The 19378-nt window shown below is 40.6% G+C and carries 22 protein-coding genes; 3 read left to right on the top strand and 19 right to left on the bottom strand.

What is annotated here, in order from left to right:
- Positions 1 to 52 precede the first annotated feature (52 nt).
- The 5 genes from ACTNEW_RS08840 to ACTNEW_RS08860 all read right to left on the bottom strand — a co-directional run bounded on the left by ACTNEW_RS08840 (position 53) and on the right by ACTNEW_RS08860 (position 6167).
- Positions 53 to 823 carry a polysaccharide deacetylase family protein gene (locus ACTNEW_RS08840; RefSeq protein ID WP_441060068.1) on the bottom strand — a complete coding sequence of 257 codons (771 nt, stop codon included), beginning with the start codon at positions 821 to 823 and terminating at the stop codon, positions 53 to 55.
- A complete protein-coding gene (locus ACTNEW_RS08845) occupies positions 823 to 2931 on the bottom strand; it encodes a glycoside hydrolase family 3 C-terminal domain-containing protein (RefSeq protein ID WP_441060070.1) in 2109 nt (702 codons plus the stop codon). The genes ACTNEW_RS08840 and ACTNEW_RS08845 overlap by 1 nt, the downstream gene beginning before the upstream one ends.
- Positions 2932 to 2972: 41 nt before the next feature.
- Positions 2973 to 3827, bottom strand: a complete 855-nt coding sequence (locus ACTNEW_RS08850; RefSeq protein ID WP_441060072.1) for a carbohydrate ABC transporter permease — start codon at positions 3825 to 3827, stop codon at positions 2973 to 2975.
- A gap of 11 nt (positions 3828 to 3838) precedes the next feature.
- Positions 3839 to 4726, bottom strand: a complete 888-nt coding sequence (locus ACTNEW_RS08855) for a carbohydrate ABC transporter permease (protein WP_441060074.1) — start codon at positions 4724 to 4726, stop codon at positions 3839 to 3841.
- Positions 4727 to 4874: 148 nt separating this feature from the next.
- On the bottom strand, positions 4875 to 6167 hold the full coding sequence (locus ACTNEW_RS08860) for an ABC transporter substrate-binding protein (RefSeq protein WP_441060076.1): 1293 nt from the start codon (positions 6165 to 6167) through the stop codon (positions 4875 to 4877).
- Between the two features lie 355 nt (positions 6168 to 6522).
- Here ACTNEW_RS08860 and ACTNEW_RS08865 point away from each other — a divergent pair, with 355 nt between their 5' ends.
- The gene (locus ACTNEW_RS08865) at positions 6523 to 7380 is read left to right on the top strand and encodes an AraC family transcriptional regulator (protein WP_441060078.1); all 858 of its coding nucleotides are present in this window, start codon (positions 6523 to 6525) and stop codon (positions 7378 to 7380) included.
- 25 nt (positions 7381 to 7405) lie between these two features.
- Here the strand turns inward: ACTNEW_RS08865 and ACTNEW_RS08870 are convergent, their stop codons facing one another.
- Positions 7406 to 7894 carry a hypothetical protein gene (locus tag ACTNEW_RS08870; RefSeq protein ID WP_441060080.1) on the bottom strand — a complete coding sequence of 163 codons (489 nt, stop codon included), beginning with the start codon at positions 7892 to 7894 and terminating at the stop codon, positions 7406 to 7408.
- A gap of 245 nt (positions 7895 to 8139) precedes the next feature.
- Here ACTNEW_RS08870 and ACTNEW_RS08875 point away from each other — a divergent pair, with 245 nt between their 5' ends.
- Complete coding sequence (locus tag ACTNEW_RS08875) at positions 8140 to 8631, top strand: helix-turn-helix domain-containing protein (protein ID WP_441060082.1); 492 nt, start codon at positions 8140 to 8142, stop codon at positions 8629 to 8631.
- Between the two features lie 360 nt (positions 8632 to 8991).
- On the opposite strand, the gene ACTNEW_RS08880 is transcribed toward ACTNEW_RS08875, so the two are convergent.
- The 8 genes from ACTNEW_RS08880 to ACTNEW_RS08915 all read right to left on the bottom strand — a co-directional run bounded on the left by ACTNEW_RS08880 (position 8992) and on the right by ACTNEW_RS08915 (position 14472).
- Positions 8992 to 9171 (bottom strand): hypothetical protein, encoded by a 180-nt coding sequence (locus ACTNEW_RS08880; RefSeq protein ID WP_008705291.1) that lies wholly within the window; start codon positions 9169 to 9171, stop codon positions 8992 to 8994.
- A gap of 49 nt (positions 9172 to 9220) precedes the next feature.
- Positions 9221 to 10657, bottom strand: a complete 1437-nt coding sequence (locus ACTNEW_RS08885) for an AlbA family DNA-binding domain-containing protein (RefSeq protein ID WP_073106959.1) — start codon at positions 10655 to 10657, stop codon at positions 9221 to 9223.
- A gap of 139 nt (positions 10658 to 10796) precedes the next feature.
- Positions 10797 to 11183, bottom strand: coding sequence for a helix-turn-helix domain-containing protein (locus ACTNEW_RS08890; protein WP_044924454.1), 387 nt, complete (start codon positions 11181 to 11183; stop codon positions 10797 to 10799).
- 189 nt (positions 11184 to 11372) lie between these two features.
- On the bottom strand, positions 11373 to 12146 hold the full coding sequence (locus tag ACTNEW_RS08895) for a NifB/NifX family molybdenum-iron cluster-binding protein (RefSeq protein ID WP_441060084.1): 774 nt from the start codon (positions 12144 to 12146) through the stop codon (positions 11373 to 11375).
- 98 nt (positions 12147 to 12244) lie between these two features.
- Positions 12245 to 12829, bottom strand: coding sequence for a 4Fe-4S binding protein (locus tag ACTNEW_RS08900; RefSeq protein ID WP_055257528.1), 585 nt, complete (start codon positions 12827 to 12829; stop codon positions 12245 to 12247).
- Positions 12826 to 13026: a 4Fe-4S binding protein gene (locus ACTNEW_RS08905; RefSeq protein WP_028086469.1), complete on the bottom strand. Its 201-nt coding sequence runs from the start codon at positions 13024 to 13026 to the stop codon at positions 12826 to 12828. The genes ACTNEW_RS08900 and ACTNEW_RS08905 overlap by 4 nt, the downstream gene beginning before the upstream one ends.
- A gap of 119 nt (positions 13027 to 13145) precedes the next feature.
- Positions 13146 to 13472, bottom strand: coding sequence for a hypothetical protein (locus ACTNEW_RS08910; RefSeq protein WP_227036149.1), 327 nt, complete (start codon positions 13470 to 13472; stop codon positions 13146 to 13148).
- Between the two features lie 79 nt (positions 13473 to 13551).
- Positions 13552 to 14472 carry a hypothetical protein gene (locus tag ACTNEW_RS08915; RefSeq protein WP_055257524.1) on the bottom strand — a complete coding sequence of 307 codons (921 nt, stop codon included), beginning with the start codon at positions 14470 to 14472 and terminating at the stop codon, positions 13552 to 13554.
- A gap of 134 nt (positions 14473 to 14606) precedes the next feature.
- On the opposite strand from ACTNEW_RS08915, the gene ACTNEW_RS08920 reads away from it, so the two are divergent.
- Positions 14607 to 15266, top strand: coding sequence for a Crp/Fnr family transcriptional regulator (locus tag ACTNEW_RS08920; RefSeq protein WP_227036148.1), 660 nt, complete (start codon positions 14607 to 14609; stop codon positions 15264 to 15266).
- A gap of 117 nt (positions 15267 to 15383) precedes the next feature.
- Here ACTNEW_RS08920 and ACTNEW_RS08925 read toward each other — a convergent pair whose 3' ends face one another.
- The 5 genes from ACTNEW_RS08925 to ACTNEW_RS08945 all read right to left on the bottom strand — a co-directional run bounded on the left by ACTNEW_RS08925 (position 15384) and on the right by ACTNEW_RS08945 (position 19254).
- Complete coding sequence (locus ACTNEW_RS08925; protein ID WP_055054208.1) at positions 15384 to 17075, bottom strand: FAD-dependent oxidoreductase; 1692 nt, start codon at positions 17073 to 17075, stop codon at positions 15384 to 15386.
- Position 17076: 1 nt separating this feature from the next.
- Positions 17077 to 17397: a rhodanese-like domain-containing protein gene (locus tag ACTNEW_RS08930; RefSeq protein ID WP_055054209.1), complete on the bottom strand. Its 321-nt coding sequence runs from the start codon at positions 17395 to 17397 to the stop codon at positions 17077 to 17079.
- Positions 17398 to 17409: 12 nt separating this feature from the next.
- Positions 17410 to 17715 carry a thioredoxin gene (trxA, locus tag ACTNEW_RS08935; protein WP_055054210.1) on the bottom strand — a complete coding sequence of 102 codons (306 nt, stop codon included), beginning with the start codon at positions 17713 to 17715 and terminating at the stop codon, positions 17410 to 17412.
- Between the two features lie 105 nt (positions 17716 to 17820).
- Entirely contained in the window at positions 17821 to 18381 is a 561-nt protein-coding gene (locus ACTNEW_RS08940) for a sigma factor-like helix-turn-helix DNA-binding protein (RefSeq protein WP_165484114.1), read from the bottom strand.
- A gap of 327 nt (positions 18382 to 18708) precedes the next feature.
- Positions 18709 to 19254, bottom strand: coding sequence for a hypothetical protein (locus ACTNEW_RS08945; RefSeq protein ID WP_026650125.1), 546 nt, complete (start codon positions 19252 to 19254; stop codon positions 18709 to 18711).
- Positions 19255 to 19378 lie beyond the last annotated feature (124 nt).

Consider the following 19378-nt stretch of genomic DNA (forward strand, 5'->3'; position numbering starts at 1 on the left):
ACTGTTCCGCACCTTCATAACTGCCATATTTCAGAATAGCGAAAACGCCGGATTACAATATCCGGCGTTCTCCATCCAGTTTCACATAAACCGGTATTTTCGATAAATTTTCCACCTGGCTTCGATCCGCACGAAACATAAGCTGCCTTGCTGCCGTCATGTAATTCACATATTCCATATTTGTGGCGTACCACACATCTTTTTTTCCGGAAATCTGCTGACAGAATTCCTCCATCTTATCCCAGGTCTGCTCCCGTTCAAATTCAAAGCTGTGCCCCCATACGTACAATAAAGGAAGCTTCATATATTCCGGCGTATTCAAAAATCTCTCTGCCATACCATCAAAAGCGTCATTATGGTGGCAGGATGGCGTCCATCTCATAAAATCCTCCGGAACTCTGAAATTTCCGGTAGATTCCACTGTTCTGCAGTATATAAATCCAAGTGTTTTCAAAGTCTCAATCACACTTTTATCATATTCCCCGAAAGCATAGGAGCATCCTTTGATAATCCTGCCACATTTCTCTTCCAGAAAAAGACGGTCCTCCCAGAACTCGCCGATCTGCATTTCTCTGGCCAGATGTGTCGGATATTCATGATGAACTCCGTGACAGGCAACCTCATGATTTTTATATAATTCCTTCAGTTCCGAAGAAGTAACATATCCTTCCTCATCCAAAGTACCCGAATTTAAATGAAAAGTTGCTTTCAGACGATATCTGTCAAAAATGCCGACCAGACGCCTGTCATAAATCTGTCCGTCATCGTAACTGAAGGTCACTGCTTTTTCTTTCCAGTCAGGATAACATAATTCAAATTTCATCAGACCTTCGCCTCTTCTCTTTGGTACACGATTTCCACAGGACGTACACCGGTAAGCTCTATACTTCTTTCATCCGGCTGACTGCATCCTACATAAATGGCAAAACGGTTTCCGTCTTCTTTTCTTACTCCATCTTCATCTACCACTGTAAATGCTCTGGAAGAAAGGGGAAGTGTCACGGTCTTTTTCTCTCCTGCTTTCAGGAATACTCCGGTAAATGCTGCGAGTTCCGGATTTTTCACTGCGTAAGGAGAATCCAGATTCTTCATATAAACCTGAACAACCTCTCTGGTATCAAAAGTTCCTTTGTTTTCCACTTCTGCCTCTACTGCTGGTCCATCTTCAGTTATAACAACCTTCGCTGCTGTCACCTCAACATGAGAATAAGTCAGTCCATATCCAAATGGGAACTGTGCTTTTCCTTCAAGATAACGATAAGTTCTTCCCTTCATGGAATAGTCTGTAAAATCCGGCAGTTCTTCCAGTGATTCATAGAAAGTAACCGGAAGTTTTCCGGAAGGTGAAGTTTCTCCAAACAGCACTTTTGCTGCTGCCTTCCCGCCCTGTGCTCCAGGATACCACAGAACCATTACAGCATCAAAATGCTCTGCTGCATAGCTCATATCAATATCGCTGCCTGCCATCAGGCAAAGAATCACCGGTTTCCCTGATTCTGCCATTGCTTCCATAAGCTCTCTCTGCACTTTCGGAAGCTCCAGAGTTTCTTTGTCACCGGAAGCATAGCTGTTTCCTGTATCTCCCTCTTCTCCTTCCAGGGTCTCATCCAGACCCACACAGAGAATTACCACATCACTGTTATCCGCTACGATTTTGGCCTCTGCAAGCCTGTCCTGTGTAAAAGCAAGAGCCTCTGTCTTATCTCTGTACAGATCACAGCCTGCAGAAGTCAGCACACGCACATCCTCACCCAGATAATCCTGAATCCCTTCCAGTACAGTCACATATCTGGAGGCTGTTCCGTGATAATTTCCAATCAGAGCCTTACGGCTGTCCGCATTAGGGCCGATCACGCCTACGGTTTTCAGATTTTCTTTCTTCAAAGGAAGAATTCCGTTATTTTTCAGAAGTACAAAACTTTCTTCTGCAGCATGCTCAGCCAGCGCCAGATGGGCAGGAGACTCCACTTCTGTATAGGGAATGCTGTCATATTCACTTTCACCAAACAACCCTAACATATAACGAGTAGTAAAGAGACGCACTGCAGCCTCAGTAATGACTTTCTCTGACACCAGACCATTATGATAGGCCTTCAGGATATGAAGATAGGTATTTCCGCAATTCAGATCACATCCATTGTTAATTGCCAGAGCTGCGGATTCCTGTGCTGTATTGGTAACCATGTGATTTTCATGAAAATCGCGGATTGCCCAACAATCCGAAACAAAATGTCCCTGGAATCCCCATTTTTCACGAAGAATTTTCTGAAGAGACGGACTTGCGCAGCAGGGCTCTCCGTTGGTACGGTTATACGCTCCCATCACTGCCTCTACGTCCGCTTCCTTCACAAGGCCTTCAAATGCAGGAAGATAAGTTTCCTCCATATCTTTTTTGGAAACTTCTGCATCAAATTCGTGGCGAAGCGCCTCAGGACCTGAATGCACGGCAAAATGTTTCGCGCAGGCTGCCGCTTTCATGGTTTCCCCCTGGCCCTGCAGTCCCTTGACAAAAGAAACGCCCAGACATTTAGTCAGATACGGATCTTCCCCGTATGTCTCATGTCCTCTTCCCCATCGGGGATCACGGAAAATATTTACATTGGGAGACCAGAAGGTCAGTCCTTTATAAATATCCCTGTCCTCTTTTGCGGAATATGCATTGTATTTCGCCCGGCCTTCTGTAGCAACTACATCTGCCATCTCATATAACAAATCAGGATCAAAGGTTGCTCCAAGTCCGATTGCCTGAGGAAAAACCGTTGCCTGTCCGGCTCTGGCCACTCCATGAAGCCCTTCATTCCACCAGTTATAGGCAGGAATATTCAGACGCCTGATCGCCGGTGCGTCATAACGAAGCTGACTTGCCTTTTCTTCCACAGTCATTTGGCTGACCAGCTCCTGTGCTTTTTTTCTTGCAGCTTCCCGATTCATAGTTGAAACCTCCCTCATTATATTTTCTCAGAAGTCTTTTATCATCCTTTTACTGCTCCTGTAGTCAGACCTTCTACAATCTGGTTGCTGAACATACAATACACGATGACCGTAGGCGCAATAGCGATAATAATCGCTGCAAACATCTGTACATAGTTTGTTGCGTAAGGGCCAACAAAGTAAGTCAGAGTAACAGGCAATGTCTTTTTCATAGGGTCGGAAATAAATACCATTGCAAGAAGAAGTTCATTCCAGTTTCCAATGAAAGTCATCAGACCTGATACGAAAAATCCGGTTCTGCACAAAGGAAGCGCAATCCTGAAAAAGCATCCGTAAATTCCGCAGCCGTCAATGGCAGCCGCCTCAAAAAGTTCTCCCGGCATACTCTTAAAAAATCCGGTAAGCAGGAAAATAGTCATCGGAAGTGAAAAAGTAATATAGGGTATCATTAATCCAAATCTTGAATTTGTTAACCCCAGTTTTGCAAAACGCACAAAAAGCGGAATCAGAATACAATGTACAGGCACCATCATACCGATCAGGAAAAACGTATGCATTGCTTCTGAAAATTTCCAACGCATTCTCGCAATTGCAAAAGCTGCCATTGCTCCAAAAAACATGCTGACGATCAATGTAACACCACAGACCAGCACAGAGTTTATCAGAGCCTGTCCCAGTTTTCCAAGTGTCCATGCCTGTACATAGTTTTCAAAATGAAATACTTCCGGCAGAGCAAACGGAGCGGCCATCACTCCTGCATTATCTTTTAAAGATACAGACAACATCCAGAGAAGCGGAGCCAGATAAATCACTGCCAGTATGATCAGAAAAATGTAGATTACCATAGTAATGGGTTTGATATTATTTTTATTCGATTTTACCACAGTCTTACTCATCTTCTCCCCTCCTAACTTTCGTATGTTTCTACTTTAATTACTTTTTTCACAAGAAGCGTAACCACAAGGCACATTACCAGAAGCACAACAGAAATGGCACTGGCGTAACCATATTTAAAGTAATTAAAGCCTTCTGCGTAAAGTTCTGTTGCAAGCACCTCGGTACGGTGGTTCGGTCCGCCCTGAGTCATATTATAAACCAGATCGAAGAACTTCAGAGAACCGATACAATTCAGGGAAAGAGAAGTAATCACCATCGGTTTAATAAGAGGCAGGGTAATATAACGAAACGCTTTTACCTTGGATGCACCATCTATATAAGAAGCTTCATACACATCACGGGAAATTCCTGTAATCTGTGCCATATAAAGCATCATATTCTGTCCTACATACTGCCAGAGAGCCACAAATGCGATAACCCACATAGGAAGTACAATAAATCCTTTGGATTCCATTAACCATAAAGGTCCTTCAATACCAAATTTTGCAAGAAGATTGTTGATACCGATTTTAGGATTAAACAAAAATGCCCACAGAAGACCTAATGCTGCAGAAGACAGCACACAGGGCAAATAATAAATATTTTTAAACAGATTTCGTCCTTTGGGAATATTGGTCAGCATAACTGCCAGCAAAAGTCCGATTACCTGCTGCGTAACTGCTGAAAAAATCATAAAGAAAATCGAGTTTTTCAGAGCAATTCTAAATGTAGAATCTTTAAAAAACAATTTTTTATAATTTGCCAGGCCCACAAATGAAGGCGGTGTCAAAGCCGCATAATCGCATAATGAATAATAAAGCATCTGGATAACGGGGATGACCAGCACCAGAACAAACATAGCCAAAGCTGGCGCTACAAAAATACATATGGCTTTTTTGTCTCGTAAAATTTTATCCATAACAATCTCTCCTTCCGTCTATTGTTGTACATCTTTCTTTTTATTTTGCCATAGAAAAATGCCGAGCAATGTACTATGACAAAATATAATACAGCTGCTGCAGAACATGCCTGTTCCACAGCAGCCGTCCTGAATCAATTAATTTCTGTTATTCCCAGACATTATCTTCATAGAATGTCTGAACAGTCTGGAAGGCTTCCTCTGGAGTCTGATTTCCAAGGAAAATATCTACCATAGCATTGTCAAAGCAGTCGCCTGCCTCTACAGATACAAGAGATTCATTATAGAATCCAAATGTGCCTGTAGCATTTGCCATAATATCCTGAACATATTTTAACTGTGCCGGAGCTTTGTCATAGTTGATTTCCAGATCTTTGATGATCGGGAATTTACCTCCAACCTCTGCAGTGTATTTCTGAGCTGTCTCATCTGTAAACATCTTCATTAATGCAATCGCTGCATCCTGATGTTCTGTTGTGGAGCTCATTAACAGGTTGTCTGTCTTAACGATCATACGGTTCGGATCGTTTGCGCCTTCGATTCCAGGGAACTGGAATACACCACATTTTTCCTCAAATTCAGGATTGTTGCCGTTAATCTGTGCAATAGCCCAGGAACCCTGAACAAGCATTGCTGCTTCACCATTATAGAAAGCTGCTGTAGCCTGATCATTGGAATCACCTGCTGCTGTCGGCTGGAAATACTGGGAAAGCTCTTTTAATTTTTCGCCTGCTGCTATACAATTCTCATCTGTCCAGTTTGCTGTATGATCTGCAATTGCCTGTAAATCAACACCCTGACGGTCGCACAGATAACCTGCGATCATAGAGAGACACCATGCAGTACCTGCGGAGCAGGAAATCGGAGTATAACCTGCCTCCTGGAGTTTCTGGCACACTTCAAGCAGTTCATCATAGGTTGCAGGAACTTCCACACCTGCTGCTGCAAACATTTCTGTATTATAGTAAACACAGGCTGCTGCAAAGTTGGTCGGAACCGCCATAATCTTTCCATCATATGTCATTCTCTCAAAAATGCCATCTGTGAAGCTTGCATACCAGTCTGCTTCCTGATTCTGAAGAATATCGGTCAGATCTGCTGCTGCTCCTGCATTTACATATACGTCCATATTCGGGCCAGGATTACAGATATAAACATCCGGTGTCTGTCCGGCTGCGATCAGCGCATTCAGTTTTCCATCATATTCTTCCAGATTGGTTGTGATCGGAGTTACATGATACTGTCCTTCATACTCAGTGTTAAAACGATCAATGACCTCTTTATAGCCCTTGGAAATAAGATCCTCTGTAGCTTCCAGATCATCCCAGAACATCCATGTAATTTCTTCTGTTTCTTCTGCTGCTACCGGTACAGCCATGGTCATAGTTCCGGCCACCATAGCTGCTGACAATAATACAGAAAGTAATCTTTTTTTGTTCATAATGAACCTCCTTCTTTTATTTTATTTGCTTGTTATCTGATAATTTAACTATATCAAAGACTATTCTTTTTTTCTCTGTAATTATTGCCTTGTAACTATCAATTCTTGCTATTTTTTTATCGTCTCAAGAACAATATGTTCAATTTTCACAATAAATATTATACATTTTTATGCACTTTTTCTCATCGCATCATATTCTCATAGACGCAACGATGTATTTTTCACCAGTTATTCCTTGCATATCGCATATTTTCTTGATATATTAAAAGTAGAACAAGAAGCAATTTTTTACACTCAAAAAGCAATAATTCGACACACCATAATCGTACATCATTTTCAAAAAGGAGAATGCTTCATGATTAAAAATCTGACCGGTATTCACGAGACCGTAGATTATCGCACAGATACCCAGATCTGCCTCTACTATAATGATGAATATGAAAATTATCCGCCCCACTGGCATACTTCCTTTGAAATCATCATGCCCACTGTCAATTCTTACCGGGTTGTATGCGGCGAAAAGGACTATCATCTGCGTGAAAAAGATATCCTGGTCATCTGTCCCTGCATGATTCATGAGCTTTTTGCTCCGGAAACAGGGGAACGTATTATTTTCCAGCCGGGATTAAATAAAATTTCCATTAAAGAGCTGAATCTTCTTACCTCTATCATAAGCCCGGCCCTGCTTATTACGCCGGAGGAATATCCTCTGATTCATGAAAGAGTTCATCAGCTTATGCTGGATATTAAAGAAGAATATTTTAATGCTTCGCACTATGCAGAAGCCGCCATCTTTTCCAAATTTCTGGAAATACTGGTGTGTATAGGCAGAAGCCATAAAACCTTCACCCAGAAGCAGAAAGATCTGACCAGTTCCCGTCAAAAAGAATATGTAGAAAAATTTATTTTTATCACAGATTATATCAATGAACATTTTGCAGAAAATCTGACTCTGGAGGATGCAGCAAATCTGGCCGGATTCAGTAAGTTTCATTTTTCCAGGCTGTTCAAGCAGTATACCGATACTTCTTTTTATAAATATCTGAATCAGAAACGTATTGCCTACGCTAAGACACTTCTGCTGGATCCTCAGATGGCTGTAACAGATGTGGCACTTCAGTCCGGTTTCTCCAGTCTGTCTGCATTTCTCAGGATGTTCAAACAAATGAACCAGTGCACACCTACAGAATTTCGAAATATGTATGATAACTGAGGCATTGGAGACGGAGTTTTCCGGTTTACTCTATAGCACTGGAGATTGCTTCAATAGCGGTGGCATTGTCTTTTTCATCATCTGCCAAATGCCATGGGCCCACCAGATCATCCGCTGTCAAAGTCACAGAATCCGGCTCAGGCTCAAGCTCCAGTTCCTGTGTCACCTCCGGCTCCACAGCTTCTGGGACTCTTTCCACATCAATATGTATGCTGCCCTTTGCCTTCTGCCCCACAATGACGATGGGATAGGCGCCGTCCATAGGAGCCTCCACGGTAAATTCCTTCACTGTTCCGTCTCCCTGGTAAAGCACAGTTCCGTCCGGCGCCGTAATCTTCATGGACAGATTGCCCTTCACCGTCTCAAATTGAATTTTGATCGTGTCGCCCTGTCCCAACTCCAGAGTGTGGGTGTCTGTGCAGTTCATGGTTTTGATGTCCAACTGATAGGAATCCTCATTCTTTACTCTGCTGCCGTCAAAGGTGATCGCAGATGCGCACCTATCTGCGTCCACATTTCGTCCGTCCTGTCAGGCTCCCTGTCTGCAATCTCTATCATCACTGTTACCGGTGCAACAATTTCTAAAGCAAGTAGATTGGCATCAAACCTGCGAATCAGGGCAAACCTTCATCACTGTTGTTCAATATTACCGATATAAAAAAGTGTCTCCGACACTTGTTTCTACCTCAATCCCCCGCTCCAAACACAATCCTTTTAAATATTGGAGAGAGAAAACATTTTTTCCGCATTTTGCGTGGAATGGCACAAAAATATCTTGGTACAATTGTCGGCTTTCCTGAGCGAAGTGCCGATGTACGTTTAGCACAATACGAAACAGGAACAAGAAAACCGAAAGCGGAACTTACTGCCGCACTGGCACAGGCTCTTGATGTTTTCCCTCATGCCCTCGATGTGCCTGACATTGACAGTTATATTGGACTGATGCACACTTTGTTTACCCTTGAAGATTTGTACGGTCTGACTGTCAGTGAATCATCAGACAGAGCAATCTGTCTGAAAGTCGATACTTCCAAAGGCAAAGACGCTCACGAACTCCGGAAAATGCTGTATGCCTGGAAAGAGCAGGCCGACAAGCTATCTTCTGAAGAAATCAGCAAGGACGAATATGATAAGTGGCGTTACCATTACCCAGAGTTTGATACCTCGCAAACATGGGCAAAAGTTCCGTCACAGGCACTTAGCGACCCTCTGGTCGAAATGTTCCAAGACCACCTCAAGCCGGATAAATAAAGACGTCAAAAAGCCCTTAGCTATGAATTTTTACCCACAGCTAAGGGCTTTTTAGATAAATATGGATTTATTAGTTGCACAACCACCTGTCAATCATTCTCTAACCCTAAAACCACTGGATTACAAGAACAATGGCTCACATGCAACTGTTATCAATTTGTTATCAAAAGACTTCTTGAAGTGCCGCAAGCCCGCATAAATACTGGATTCTTAAAGCATTTCGGTTTACTCAAACTCCTTTGCGGACTGCGTTTCATGACACGCAAAGGCTGTTATTAGAGGTTTATATTTCGAACGTGCGTTCTGTTTTTGTGTTTTTCGCACCGCTTATGAAGAAATAAACTCCAAAATAACTCCATTTTACTCTTTATTATTTTGTTGTTCTTCTCTTGCGTAAAGAATGTCCAACGCCTGGAATATTACATTACTCATAGTCTGATAATGTCTCTCTGCATAAGATACTAGCTTTTCTTTTTGCTCTGGTGACATCCTAATTCTCAGACTAGAATCTTTGCCGTCTAATGATGGTTTTCTAGGCATCTTTCTCTCCTCCTTACATTTCATAGTTTAACACGAATTGATACAAGTGTCAATCTCGTTTTGTTAATATCACCCATTTCCCTTTTTGGCTACTTCCCTGCCTCTTCAGATAATTCTTTTCCTTCAATTTGGTTATATAATACTTCACACTAGCAAGATTCCAATCTAACGCATTAGCCATTTCTTTCTGCGTGATTGAAGGTTGCATACGTACAAGATTCAGAATTTCTATTTCTTTCTCACTCAGTACATTTTCATCTTCCACTTGGTCTAATCTCTCTAAATCTTGGTTAGCTTGGTTAGTAGCTTGGTTAGCTTGGTCAGTTATTGGATTGACTCGGAACAACTCTACCCGAAACATATTATCAAATTCCTGAAATCTCGGCTTTGGAAGTCCATACTCTTCTGCAGCATTAAGGATTCTTTTTATTCCGCTTCCCCATGCCTCTACAAGTCCCATCTGACTGAATATATTGGCAATGCCTTTATTCCTGATCTTCGAATGACCATTCATGACTTCCTCATAAGTTAATCCGTTATATAATCCACCCGGAGATGTCACCTCCAATCTGTCATCATAAACTGCGACCTGAATACAGGATTCATCTAATAGGTTGCGGTGACAATGGGCATTAATAATCATTTCCCTGATTGCTTCCGGTGGTAACTCATATTTCTCTTTTCGCACCAATCCGTCAATTGTTGCTCCAAGCCGAATATTTCTCAATACAAAATCTACTGCTTCTTCGATTTGTGTATAGATTGGTCCTGTAAATTCTCTCTTATCCAGAAACATTGCACGATCTGTTCCCTTGAATACCGCACATTGTGTTTTGGAGAATGAAAAATAATCTGATGTCAGCAACGCATAGGCATTCGTTGCCAGAAGCTGTCCCTCGCTCTGCTTCAAAATTTTCCAGTTTATCAGCTGCTCTTTCTTTACAGAATGTTCTGACATTCCTGCTTTCTTCCGGAACTTTTCAATATCCTGACAAAGTTTCTCTGTTGCTTCCTCTGAAACAGGATAACCCACACAAGTAAGCTCATCCCATGAGATTCTGGCCCCTTCCATTTCCAGTTCTTTTATCTTCTCCGGAAATGCCTGTCTTGATGTACCTGCTACACGGATATAAGTGCCATTATCTTTTCCCTTTGATTTTAGATAATACGGTCTGTTCTTTCCAGCTTCTACTGATACAACAATGACCGTTTTCCCGTCTACTGTCTGTGGCTCAATATCAGGAATGATCTGTGGCACACAGGAATCAGAAACTGCATTGGCAATTCCATCCATCAGCTGAAACAACACATCATTTTCCACACCAACAATCTGGTGTGTTTTATCATCTACTCCAACAATCAGCTTGCCACCTTGTGTATTGGCAAAAGCTACGATTGTCTTCATGTACTTTTCACTTTTATCAGGTAAGGATACCTTGTACTCAATATTTTTCGATTCCCCGGAAAACATAGTATCTTCTACCATTCTTTCACTCCTACTCTATACTCGCACCACTGGTACGAATAATTCTATTTCCAGAGCAATCTTCTCTGGATCATTAACACTATTATACGTTCTATTCTTCTTTTCTATCAAGCAAGAAAACAAAACAGTTCATTTCTTCTTACCATTTTCTTCTGTTCTTTTTTGATGCCAGATAAAGTCTCGTCATCTCATCCATGAAAATAGTTTTGTCCTCATTGGTCATAGTTCCACTGGCAAATAAAGCAGCTACCTGTTCAAGAATCTGCCTTGCCTGTTTAGCACCAGCATATTCACTTGGCTCATCATTACCCAAGCACACGGTTTCATTATCATTCATAAGATAAGAAACCTGACACTGAAATGCATCTGCCAGTTTTTGATATAAACTACTCTGCTTCGGATATCGTCCTTCAACTTCCCAAGATCGAATTGTTCTATGAGAAACGCCCACCATATCACCCAGCTTTTGTTGAGTCATTTTTTTCTCTTTTCGCAACTTCCTAATTTTATCACCAAATGTTGTCATAAGTATACATCTTTCTCCTATGAGTTTTGTACATGCTTTATTTTTCTAACCACAATAAAAGTATATCATTATGCAAATAAAAAGAGAACCCGACATCACAAGCAAATTTGATGATGCGGGTTCCCTTCCCTCTTTATAGATCAATACCTTTTATTTTTTCATCTTATGATCCGATGGCAATCTCACTTCTTAATGACAACTGTGGCTTCCACATCCATGCTCGCCACATGTATGTCCTTCCCCGTTGTTGTGCTCGTGATGAGAACATTTCACATCCGGATTATACTCAAGTGTTTCATTGATAAAAGCTTCTACTGCTTCATCCGCATCTCCGGAAACTCCTCCGAAAAGCTTGATGCCTGCTGCCGCTAATGCGGTCTGGGCACCTCCTCCGATTCCGCCGCAGATCAAGACATCGGCATTTAAGGCATTAAGAACTCCTGCCAACGCACCATGTCCGCTTCCATTCGTATCTACTACTTCTGAATGTACTACTTTTCCTTCCTCTACATCGTAAATCTTAAATGTCTCTGTGTGTCCAAAGTGCTGGAAAATCTGTCCATTTTCATATGTTACTGCTATTCTCATGATACCTTCTCCTTTTTCTGCTGCATATTTTTTGTAAATTTCCTGGTTGTAACATCCTCCAAAGCTGCAGTCGCTACTCTGACCGTCACAAATTCTGAAATCCCCGCCCTCGATTCTAAGCGGATGCCCATCAATGAGTGCATCTGCTATTTTCTTCCTAGCAATCTCGTAAATCCGTTGAACTGTTGTTCTTGCAATCTGCATAGATACTGCACACTGCTCCTGACTATAACCTTTCTTGTCCAAAAGACGGATTGTCTCGTACTCATCTACCGTCAGAACAATGGGTGTTTTTTTGTCAGTATCGTCTGCCGGAAGAAATTCTAAAACATTGGGGAAATGACAGACTTTTCTGCATTTTACTGGTCTCGGCATAAACTGCTCCTTTCTCGCTTTTCTTATATAATAGTCCTATAAAAGGCATATGTCAATAATGTTTTTGACATATGCCTTTTATAAATCGCCTTATAGTATTACTTCTTTTCATTATTTTTTAATTTACAGATACCCTGCGTCATTGTTCCCATTGGACAAAATGTACACCAGGTTCGTGGCTTATATAACACCATTACGATCAACCCTAACAACAAAGATGTAAGCATCAAACTATAAAGTCCAAAACTAAACTGTGCCACCCAATCAGCTACTGTTCCGGCAGTGTATGTCCATCCCCACGGAACACGGAAGGTCCAGAATAATTTGATGATTTCACGCAAGGATGATGCTCCGGCACCAACTAAATATGTCTGAAATACCATATTTCCAAACATTGTAAGGAAAAATATCAAAAAGCCGTATCGGAACCATTTTGAACTCATCCATCGCGGGGTTGGTTTATTTCTTGAGCATTTTAAATCTCCACCAAGCTTACTAAAAAGCTGGCCACGTCCACACAAATGATTACAGAAAAATTTATTTCCACCGAATATTGCTATTCCTAACGGCAACAGGAAATCAATCATCCCAAACCAAGCGAACAAAATACTAAAAAAACCGAGAGCAAAATAAAGGATTGCCCATATCCATAAATAATCATACCAATGTTTCTTTTTCTTCACATCGCTGTCCTCTCTTTCATTTCAATACAACCTGCCGGACAGGACTTTGCACATTTTCCACATCCTACACACACTGTTTCTTCTACCACAGCATAACATCCATGGTAAACCTTGGCCGCTGCCAGCGGACAAGTATTTTCACATACTCCGCAGGCAACACATCTTTTTTTATCGACACTTGCCACTCTTTTTGCCAATGCTTTGTTCCCCTTTCAAATTTTGTATCTCTATTGTACCTGAAAAAGGTAAATCCTTCTGTGATATTATTACATAAGAATTTACCTTGAACGCTAATCATTACAATGACATATTTTTATTATACATTACCTTTATATTTATATATGATGTTTAGAATTTCCTCAGTTGTTCGAATAATTTCTTTTTGTTTTTCTTTCATTGTTATAGATTTGCTTTCTTCTTCAGCTAACGAAGAGTAAAGGTGAATGGTATTAGCATGATGCCATATCTCATCGCAAATTTTCTCGATTTCATCAGCACTCCGAAATGCCTGGTCTGTTTGCATTTGCAAGTGTTCTCGTTGCTCTTCCAGATGATTCATCCGTTCTTGTAACTGATCCCTTTCTTTCTGCAATCGATCATGTTGTGCTTGCAGTTGATCTATTTGTATTTTAATTTCACTCATCTTTTCTTTCTGTCTCCGCATAAGCATCATCAAATATACAATTACAAATAATAGTATTATGTACAGCATAAACTTCTCCTCACGACACATATATTTCGACGGTTTTCCGCAAATCAACTATTGATAATGGCATAGAAAGAACAGTTAGTTTTCCTGAATTCTTTTTAATTTCAACAGCATCAGGATTGCCTGTGATTAAAATTACAGGTGTTGTCCTGTCCGCACGCCATGGCTGATTCGGTTGGCTCGTCATATCTTCGGTAACAATCCAAAGATCCGGCTTATGTCTGTCTAATTTTGTTTTAGCGCTTTCCGGTGTATAAAACAGCATGATCTGCTCTGAAATAAACTGCAATGCTTCTTTTAATCCTTTTGCATAACGTTCACTGCCACAGACCAGCGCAATAATAGAAGCAGCTTTCTTTTTTTGTGTTACCTGAATAAAATCCAAAACTGGTGTATTATAGAGACTAAAGTCTTTTTCCAAATGAACTTTATCATAATAACTCTTTGCTGCCTTGCACATCCTCAGACAAAACTGTTCTATGTCTATACGAATATCGTTTCCGTTCTCCTGTATGTTCATACTGTCCAACTGACAAACTGACATTCCACAGTTTAGTCCAAGATGAAAGCGTATATTATTTTCATCATTCAAAAATCCTTTATTTTGATGAAGATATTCACATCGAAGCTGCCAACAGCGTTCTCCGCAAATATATGGCTTTTCATCGAATTGAGATAGTTTAAAGTAGTCCCCTGCATATTCATCAAACCAGCGAATATACTGGGTTCCCACATCACGGGTCGGATTCTTTTTCCGATCCAGCATAACCCGGCCATCTCGATAATGTTTAACAATTTCCGGGAAAGCAATACCTCCGCAAATATCTGGCAAAGTCAATGCCAATGCCAGTGCAGACTGCCATCGTCTATCTACAATATTCAGTTCTACTTCTTCGATTCGGTCCAAAAATGTAAAACTGACATCTCCCTGCATTATTTATCCCTCCCTCATATTCACAACAGTCATGTACTATAGTCAGTATATTTTTATTTATGGCATATGTCAATTATGTAATTGACGCATCTTAAAAAAGTAAGTATACTATGTTCGTAAAGGAGATAACTGTTATGAGCTTCGAAAATTATTTTCCACTATGGAATGACTTAAATACAGTACAGAAAAAAGTAATTTCAGACAATTTGATTACACGGGATGTAAAAAAAGGAACGATCATTCACAACGGAAACCTGGATTGTACTGGATTATTACTGGTTAAATCCGGGCAGCTTCGAACTTACATACTTTCAGATGAAGGACGGGAAATTACACTTTACCGTTTGTTCGATATGGATATGTGTCTTTTATCCGCCTCATGTATCATGCAGTCCATTCAATTTGAAGTAACCATTGAAGCAGAAAAAGATACTGATCTTTGGATCATCCCTGCTGAAATCTATAAGGACATCATGAAGGAATCGGCTCCCGTCGCAAACTATACCAATGAGTTAATGGCTACCCGTTTTTCTGATGTCATGTGGCTGATTGAACAGATCATGTGGAAGAGTTTGGATAAGCGAGTTGCTTCATTTCTTTTAGAAGAGACCTCTATCGAAGAAACAAATGAATTAAAAATTACTCACGAAACTATCGCCAACCATCTTGGTTCCCACAGGGAAGTTATCACTCGAATGCTTCGATACTTTCAAGGCGAAGGTCTCGTCAAACTCTCACGCGGCAAAATCACCATCCTTGATTCGAAAAAACTGGAAACACTACAAAGATCATAAACCTGTTTTTCTATAACATCTAAAGAATCCTCCATTTATCAGAATTATGAAAGTCATTCTAATAAATGGGGGAATCCTTTTATACTACGTGAAAATCGTAAAATATTTTGTTTATTTCTAATAATCCATACCACATACATATGACCTTTCGATCAGTACACGGTCATTAACCACTACATCATAGAAGCGGAATCCGCCGGAGAAGTTGTATGTTTCATATCCATTTCCTTCCAGAATACGACTGGCAATATAACTTCGCAGCCCACTCTGGCATATCAGATAAACAGGCTTTCCTTTCTCAATTTCATTGATGCGTTCCCTCAGTTCATCTACAGGAATATTTTTGAATCCATCCATATGCCCCCTGTTAAATTCACCTACAGTTCTCACATCCAGCAATACAACACTTTTATCTTTAGAAATCTTATCCATATCTTCCAGATGCCATTGTTTTAAGGTACCTTTTGCTATATTGTCTATCATGAATCCTGCCATATTTACAGGATCCTTGGCAGAGGAGTATGGCGGTGCATATGCAAGATCCAGATCTTTCAGCTGAGTTGCCTTCAGCCCTGCATGGATTGCTGTTGCAAGCACATCGATACGTTTATCAACGCCTTCATATCCTATAATCTGAGCACCAAGCAAGCGATACGTATCCTTTTCAAAAACCACCTTCATGGTCATCACTTTTCCACCTGGATAGTAACCGGCATGACTCATAGGAGAAAGAATTACTGTATCTACCTCTAATCCTGACTTTTTAGCATTTGTTTCATTGATACCTGTAGTGGCTGCTGTTATATCAAATACTTTGATAACGGAGCTTCCCTGACTGCCCAGATAACGGCTATCACCGCCGCAAATATTATCAGCAATGATCCTTCCCTGTTTATTGGCTGGTCCGGCCAAAGAGATCAGCGCATCATCACCCGTAACATAATGTTTTACCTGAACGGCATCACCTGCTGCATAAATATCCGGTACAGAAGTTTCCATTCTGTCATTCACTACAATACTTCCCTTGATGCCAAGTTCCAGACCAGCTTCTTTTGCTAATGCTGTGTCTGGTGTAACTCCGATTGCCAGCACCACCATATCAGCCTGAAGGGATGGATTATCTTTCAACAGAACCTCCACTCCGTTGTCTTTTTCTTTAAATCCTTCTACTGTATAGCCCAGTACCAGTTTTATCCCATACTTTCTCATTTCATTATGGATCATGGATGCCATATCCGGGTCAAAAGGGTTCATCAGCTGCTTAGGCCGCTGGACAATCGTAACATCCATGCCAAGCTCCCTCAAATTTTCTGCCAGTTCCAGACCAATAAAACCGCCACCTGCCAATACAGCCGATTTTGGATGATTCTTATTTATATATTCCTTTATCCGAAAAGTGTCTTCTACAGTACGAAGTGTAAAAAGTTTATCAATACCTACTCCGGGAAGTCTTGGCTGTGTTGGCTTTGCCCCCGGAGAGAGGATCAGCTTATCATAGTTTTCTTCAAATATCTCATCATTCTCTAAATTTTTCACTGAAACCGTTTTACGTTCCGGATGTATGGAAATAACTTCATGATGAATTTTCATGTTAATACGGAAGCGTTTAAAAAAACTCTCTGGTGTCTGTAGTGTAAGTTCTTCCGGGTCTGTGATCACGTCTCCAATATAATATGGAAGCCCACAATTCGCATAGGATATGTATCCAGATCTTTCAAACACAGTAATTTCTGCATGTTCATCCAATCTTCGTATTCTTGCTGCAGCTGTAGCTCCTCCGGCTACACCGCCTACGATTATTACCTTCATCTTATTTTTCCACCTTTCCTGAATAAGCAGCAATGCCACCAATATTATTTACTTTAGAATATCCCATTCGTTGCAACATCCCAGTTGCTTGACGACTTCGGGCTCCGGAATAACAGTATACAAACAGCGGTATTTCTGTATTCTTCACTACTGAAACAATATTGTTAAGTTGTTGTAACGGCACATTTTTACTTTCTGGTATATGCCCTTCCTGATATTCCTGCGGAGTACGTACATCCAGCAGAACTGCACCGGCAGTCCTTTTATATTCCTCTATTCCTTGATTAATATTCGCCTGTTTAAAGAAATCAAAAAAGCCCATTAGCGCACCTCCTTAAAGCATTTCTAAAATCGCATTCTTAGGTCTCGCCCCTGAAACCTGCTGTACAATCTTCCCATTCTTCATAACCACTAAAGTCGGAATGCTCATAATACTGAACTTATTTGCCAGTTCAGGCTCTTCATCTACATTAATCTTTCCAACTTTAATATCTCTACGCTCACTTGCAATCTCCTCTACAATAGGTACTACCATGCGGCAAGGAGCACACCAAGGAGCCCAAAAGTCTAAAAGAACGGTTTTCTCGGAATCCATTATTTCATTCTGAAAATTATTTTTATTGATATTAATAGCAGACATTTTACAGTCCTCCTCGTTTTTTCTTTTATGGCTTTATTATAATCTGAATTTTATTTGTTTTCTGTGATATCATCACATTATTATCATGATTTGTTTTTTAAGAATTTATTTTTTCATCTTATGATCTGATGGCAGTCTCACTTCTCCGGTCCTTTTCTTCATAATAGAATTCTGCGTCTCCATCTGTGTTGGAATATAATCGCTTTCCTGCAGAAATGCACCTGCCGCCTCAGCATATGATTCATATCCAGCTGCTTTCATTCTCTTTAACATTTTTGCCAAAGCACTGTTCTTGTCTCTACTCACCTGACGTGTGCTGATGCCCAGTTCCGCTGCTGTTTCCTTAACTTGTTTTCCCATAATAAAATAATCGCTCACGATTTTCTTTTCCTTCTCTGTCAGATCACTGAAGAGTTCTTTGAAGAAGATCTCTGTTGTGATATCTGATGCAATGTCACGTCCATCATCTGCGATAAAGTCTGTCGCACAACTGTTTTCTGATTCTAATCCACAAAATAATACTGTATTATTTCTCTGATGCTGCTGATCGAACATATAATGTTCCTTATTATAAGAAATATTAAGAACTTCCAGCTCTTCTGCTGTAATATTAGCGTATTTCACCTTCTGATATCTGTCGTAAAATGTGTATTTTCTTTCTTCCATGATTGTTCCTCCGATTTGTCGTTTTTGTTGATTTGTGACAAATCGGAAATCATGGATATCTGGCATAATGTCTGCCTCTTCCCTGCATCTTGATATGCTCTTCCTTTCCGGCATCTACCTGTTAAAAAGGAAGCTTTTTCAAATCTGCAACCTGTTTTTTGGGTATAAAAAAAGGCCATGCCCTTCCGGGCACAGCCTGACGCCTTAAAATTTGAGAAAAGAAAAACCTCCGCAAACATTACGTCTGCGAAGGTCTATTTCTCTCAGCATATCAATTCTAACATGCATGTATTTTCATTGTAATGCCATTCACATGCCAGTTTACTGTCAGTTCACTGCCACTTTACTCCCACTTTTCTTCCAGTTTATTTCCTCCATCTTATTCTGTATCTTTTCCGGACGTGTAAATGCCCAGAGCATTGTTGCATACAAACGGATTGCTTTCTTACGGTTTCGATAATAAGTGGTACTTGGCATATCATCCAGCATCAGCATCACATCTTCATTGGTATTTCCTGCTTCAAAATATCTATATTTCAAAAGCCGATAATACAGCTGTCCATTCTTCGGATAATCCCTCAAAGCTATCAGGGAATCTCTCATGATTTCCAGCAAACAGAGATTCATATCATTATTTAGAAGCTTTTCCTGGATTCTGCGTTTCTCTGCAGTCGCATCGAAATCTACCAGATCATATAACATTTCCTTCAGATGCTTCCCTTCTTCTGCATACATTTCATAATCTATATCCACAAGATTCTTCTCAATACGGAACATTACCTTGGTATACTGACTCAACAATAATTCCGTATTCTTATAAGCATCCTCTGCCACTTCTTCCATATTGATAAACATATCCTGTATTCTCTGCATAATTGTCCTCCTTCCCGACCGCTTCCGCAGCCAGACCAATCATTGTATTGTTTATTCCATTCACAGTCTGTCACTGTCCTAACATCTCTTCATGCAGATTCCGCAGAAATATCTGCTGTGGGAT

This window comes from Blautia sp. HCP3S3_G3 (genome assembly GCF_052063365.1).
Lineage (GTDB): Bacteria > Bacillota > Clostridia > Lachnospirales > Lachnospiraceae > Blautia_A.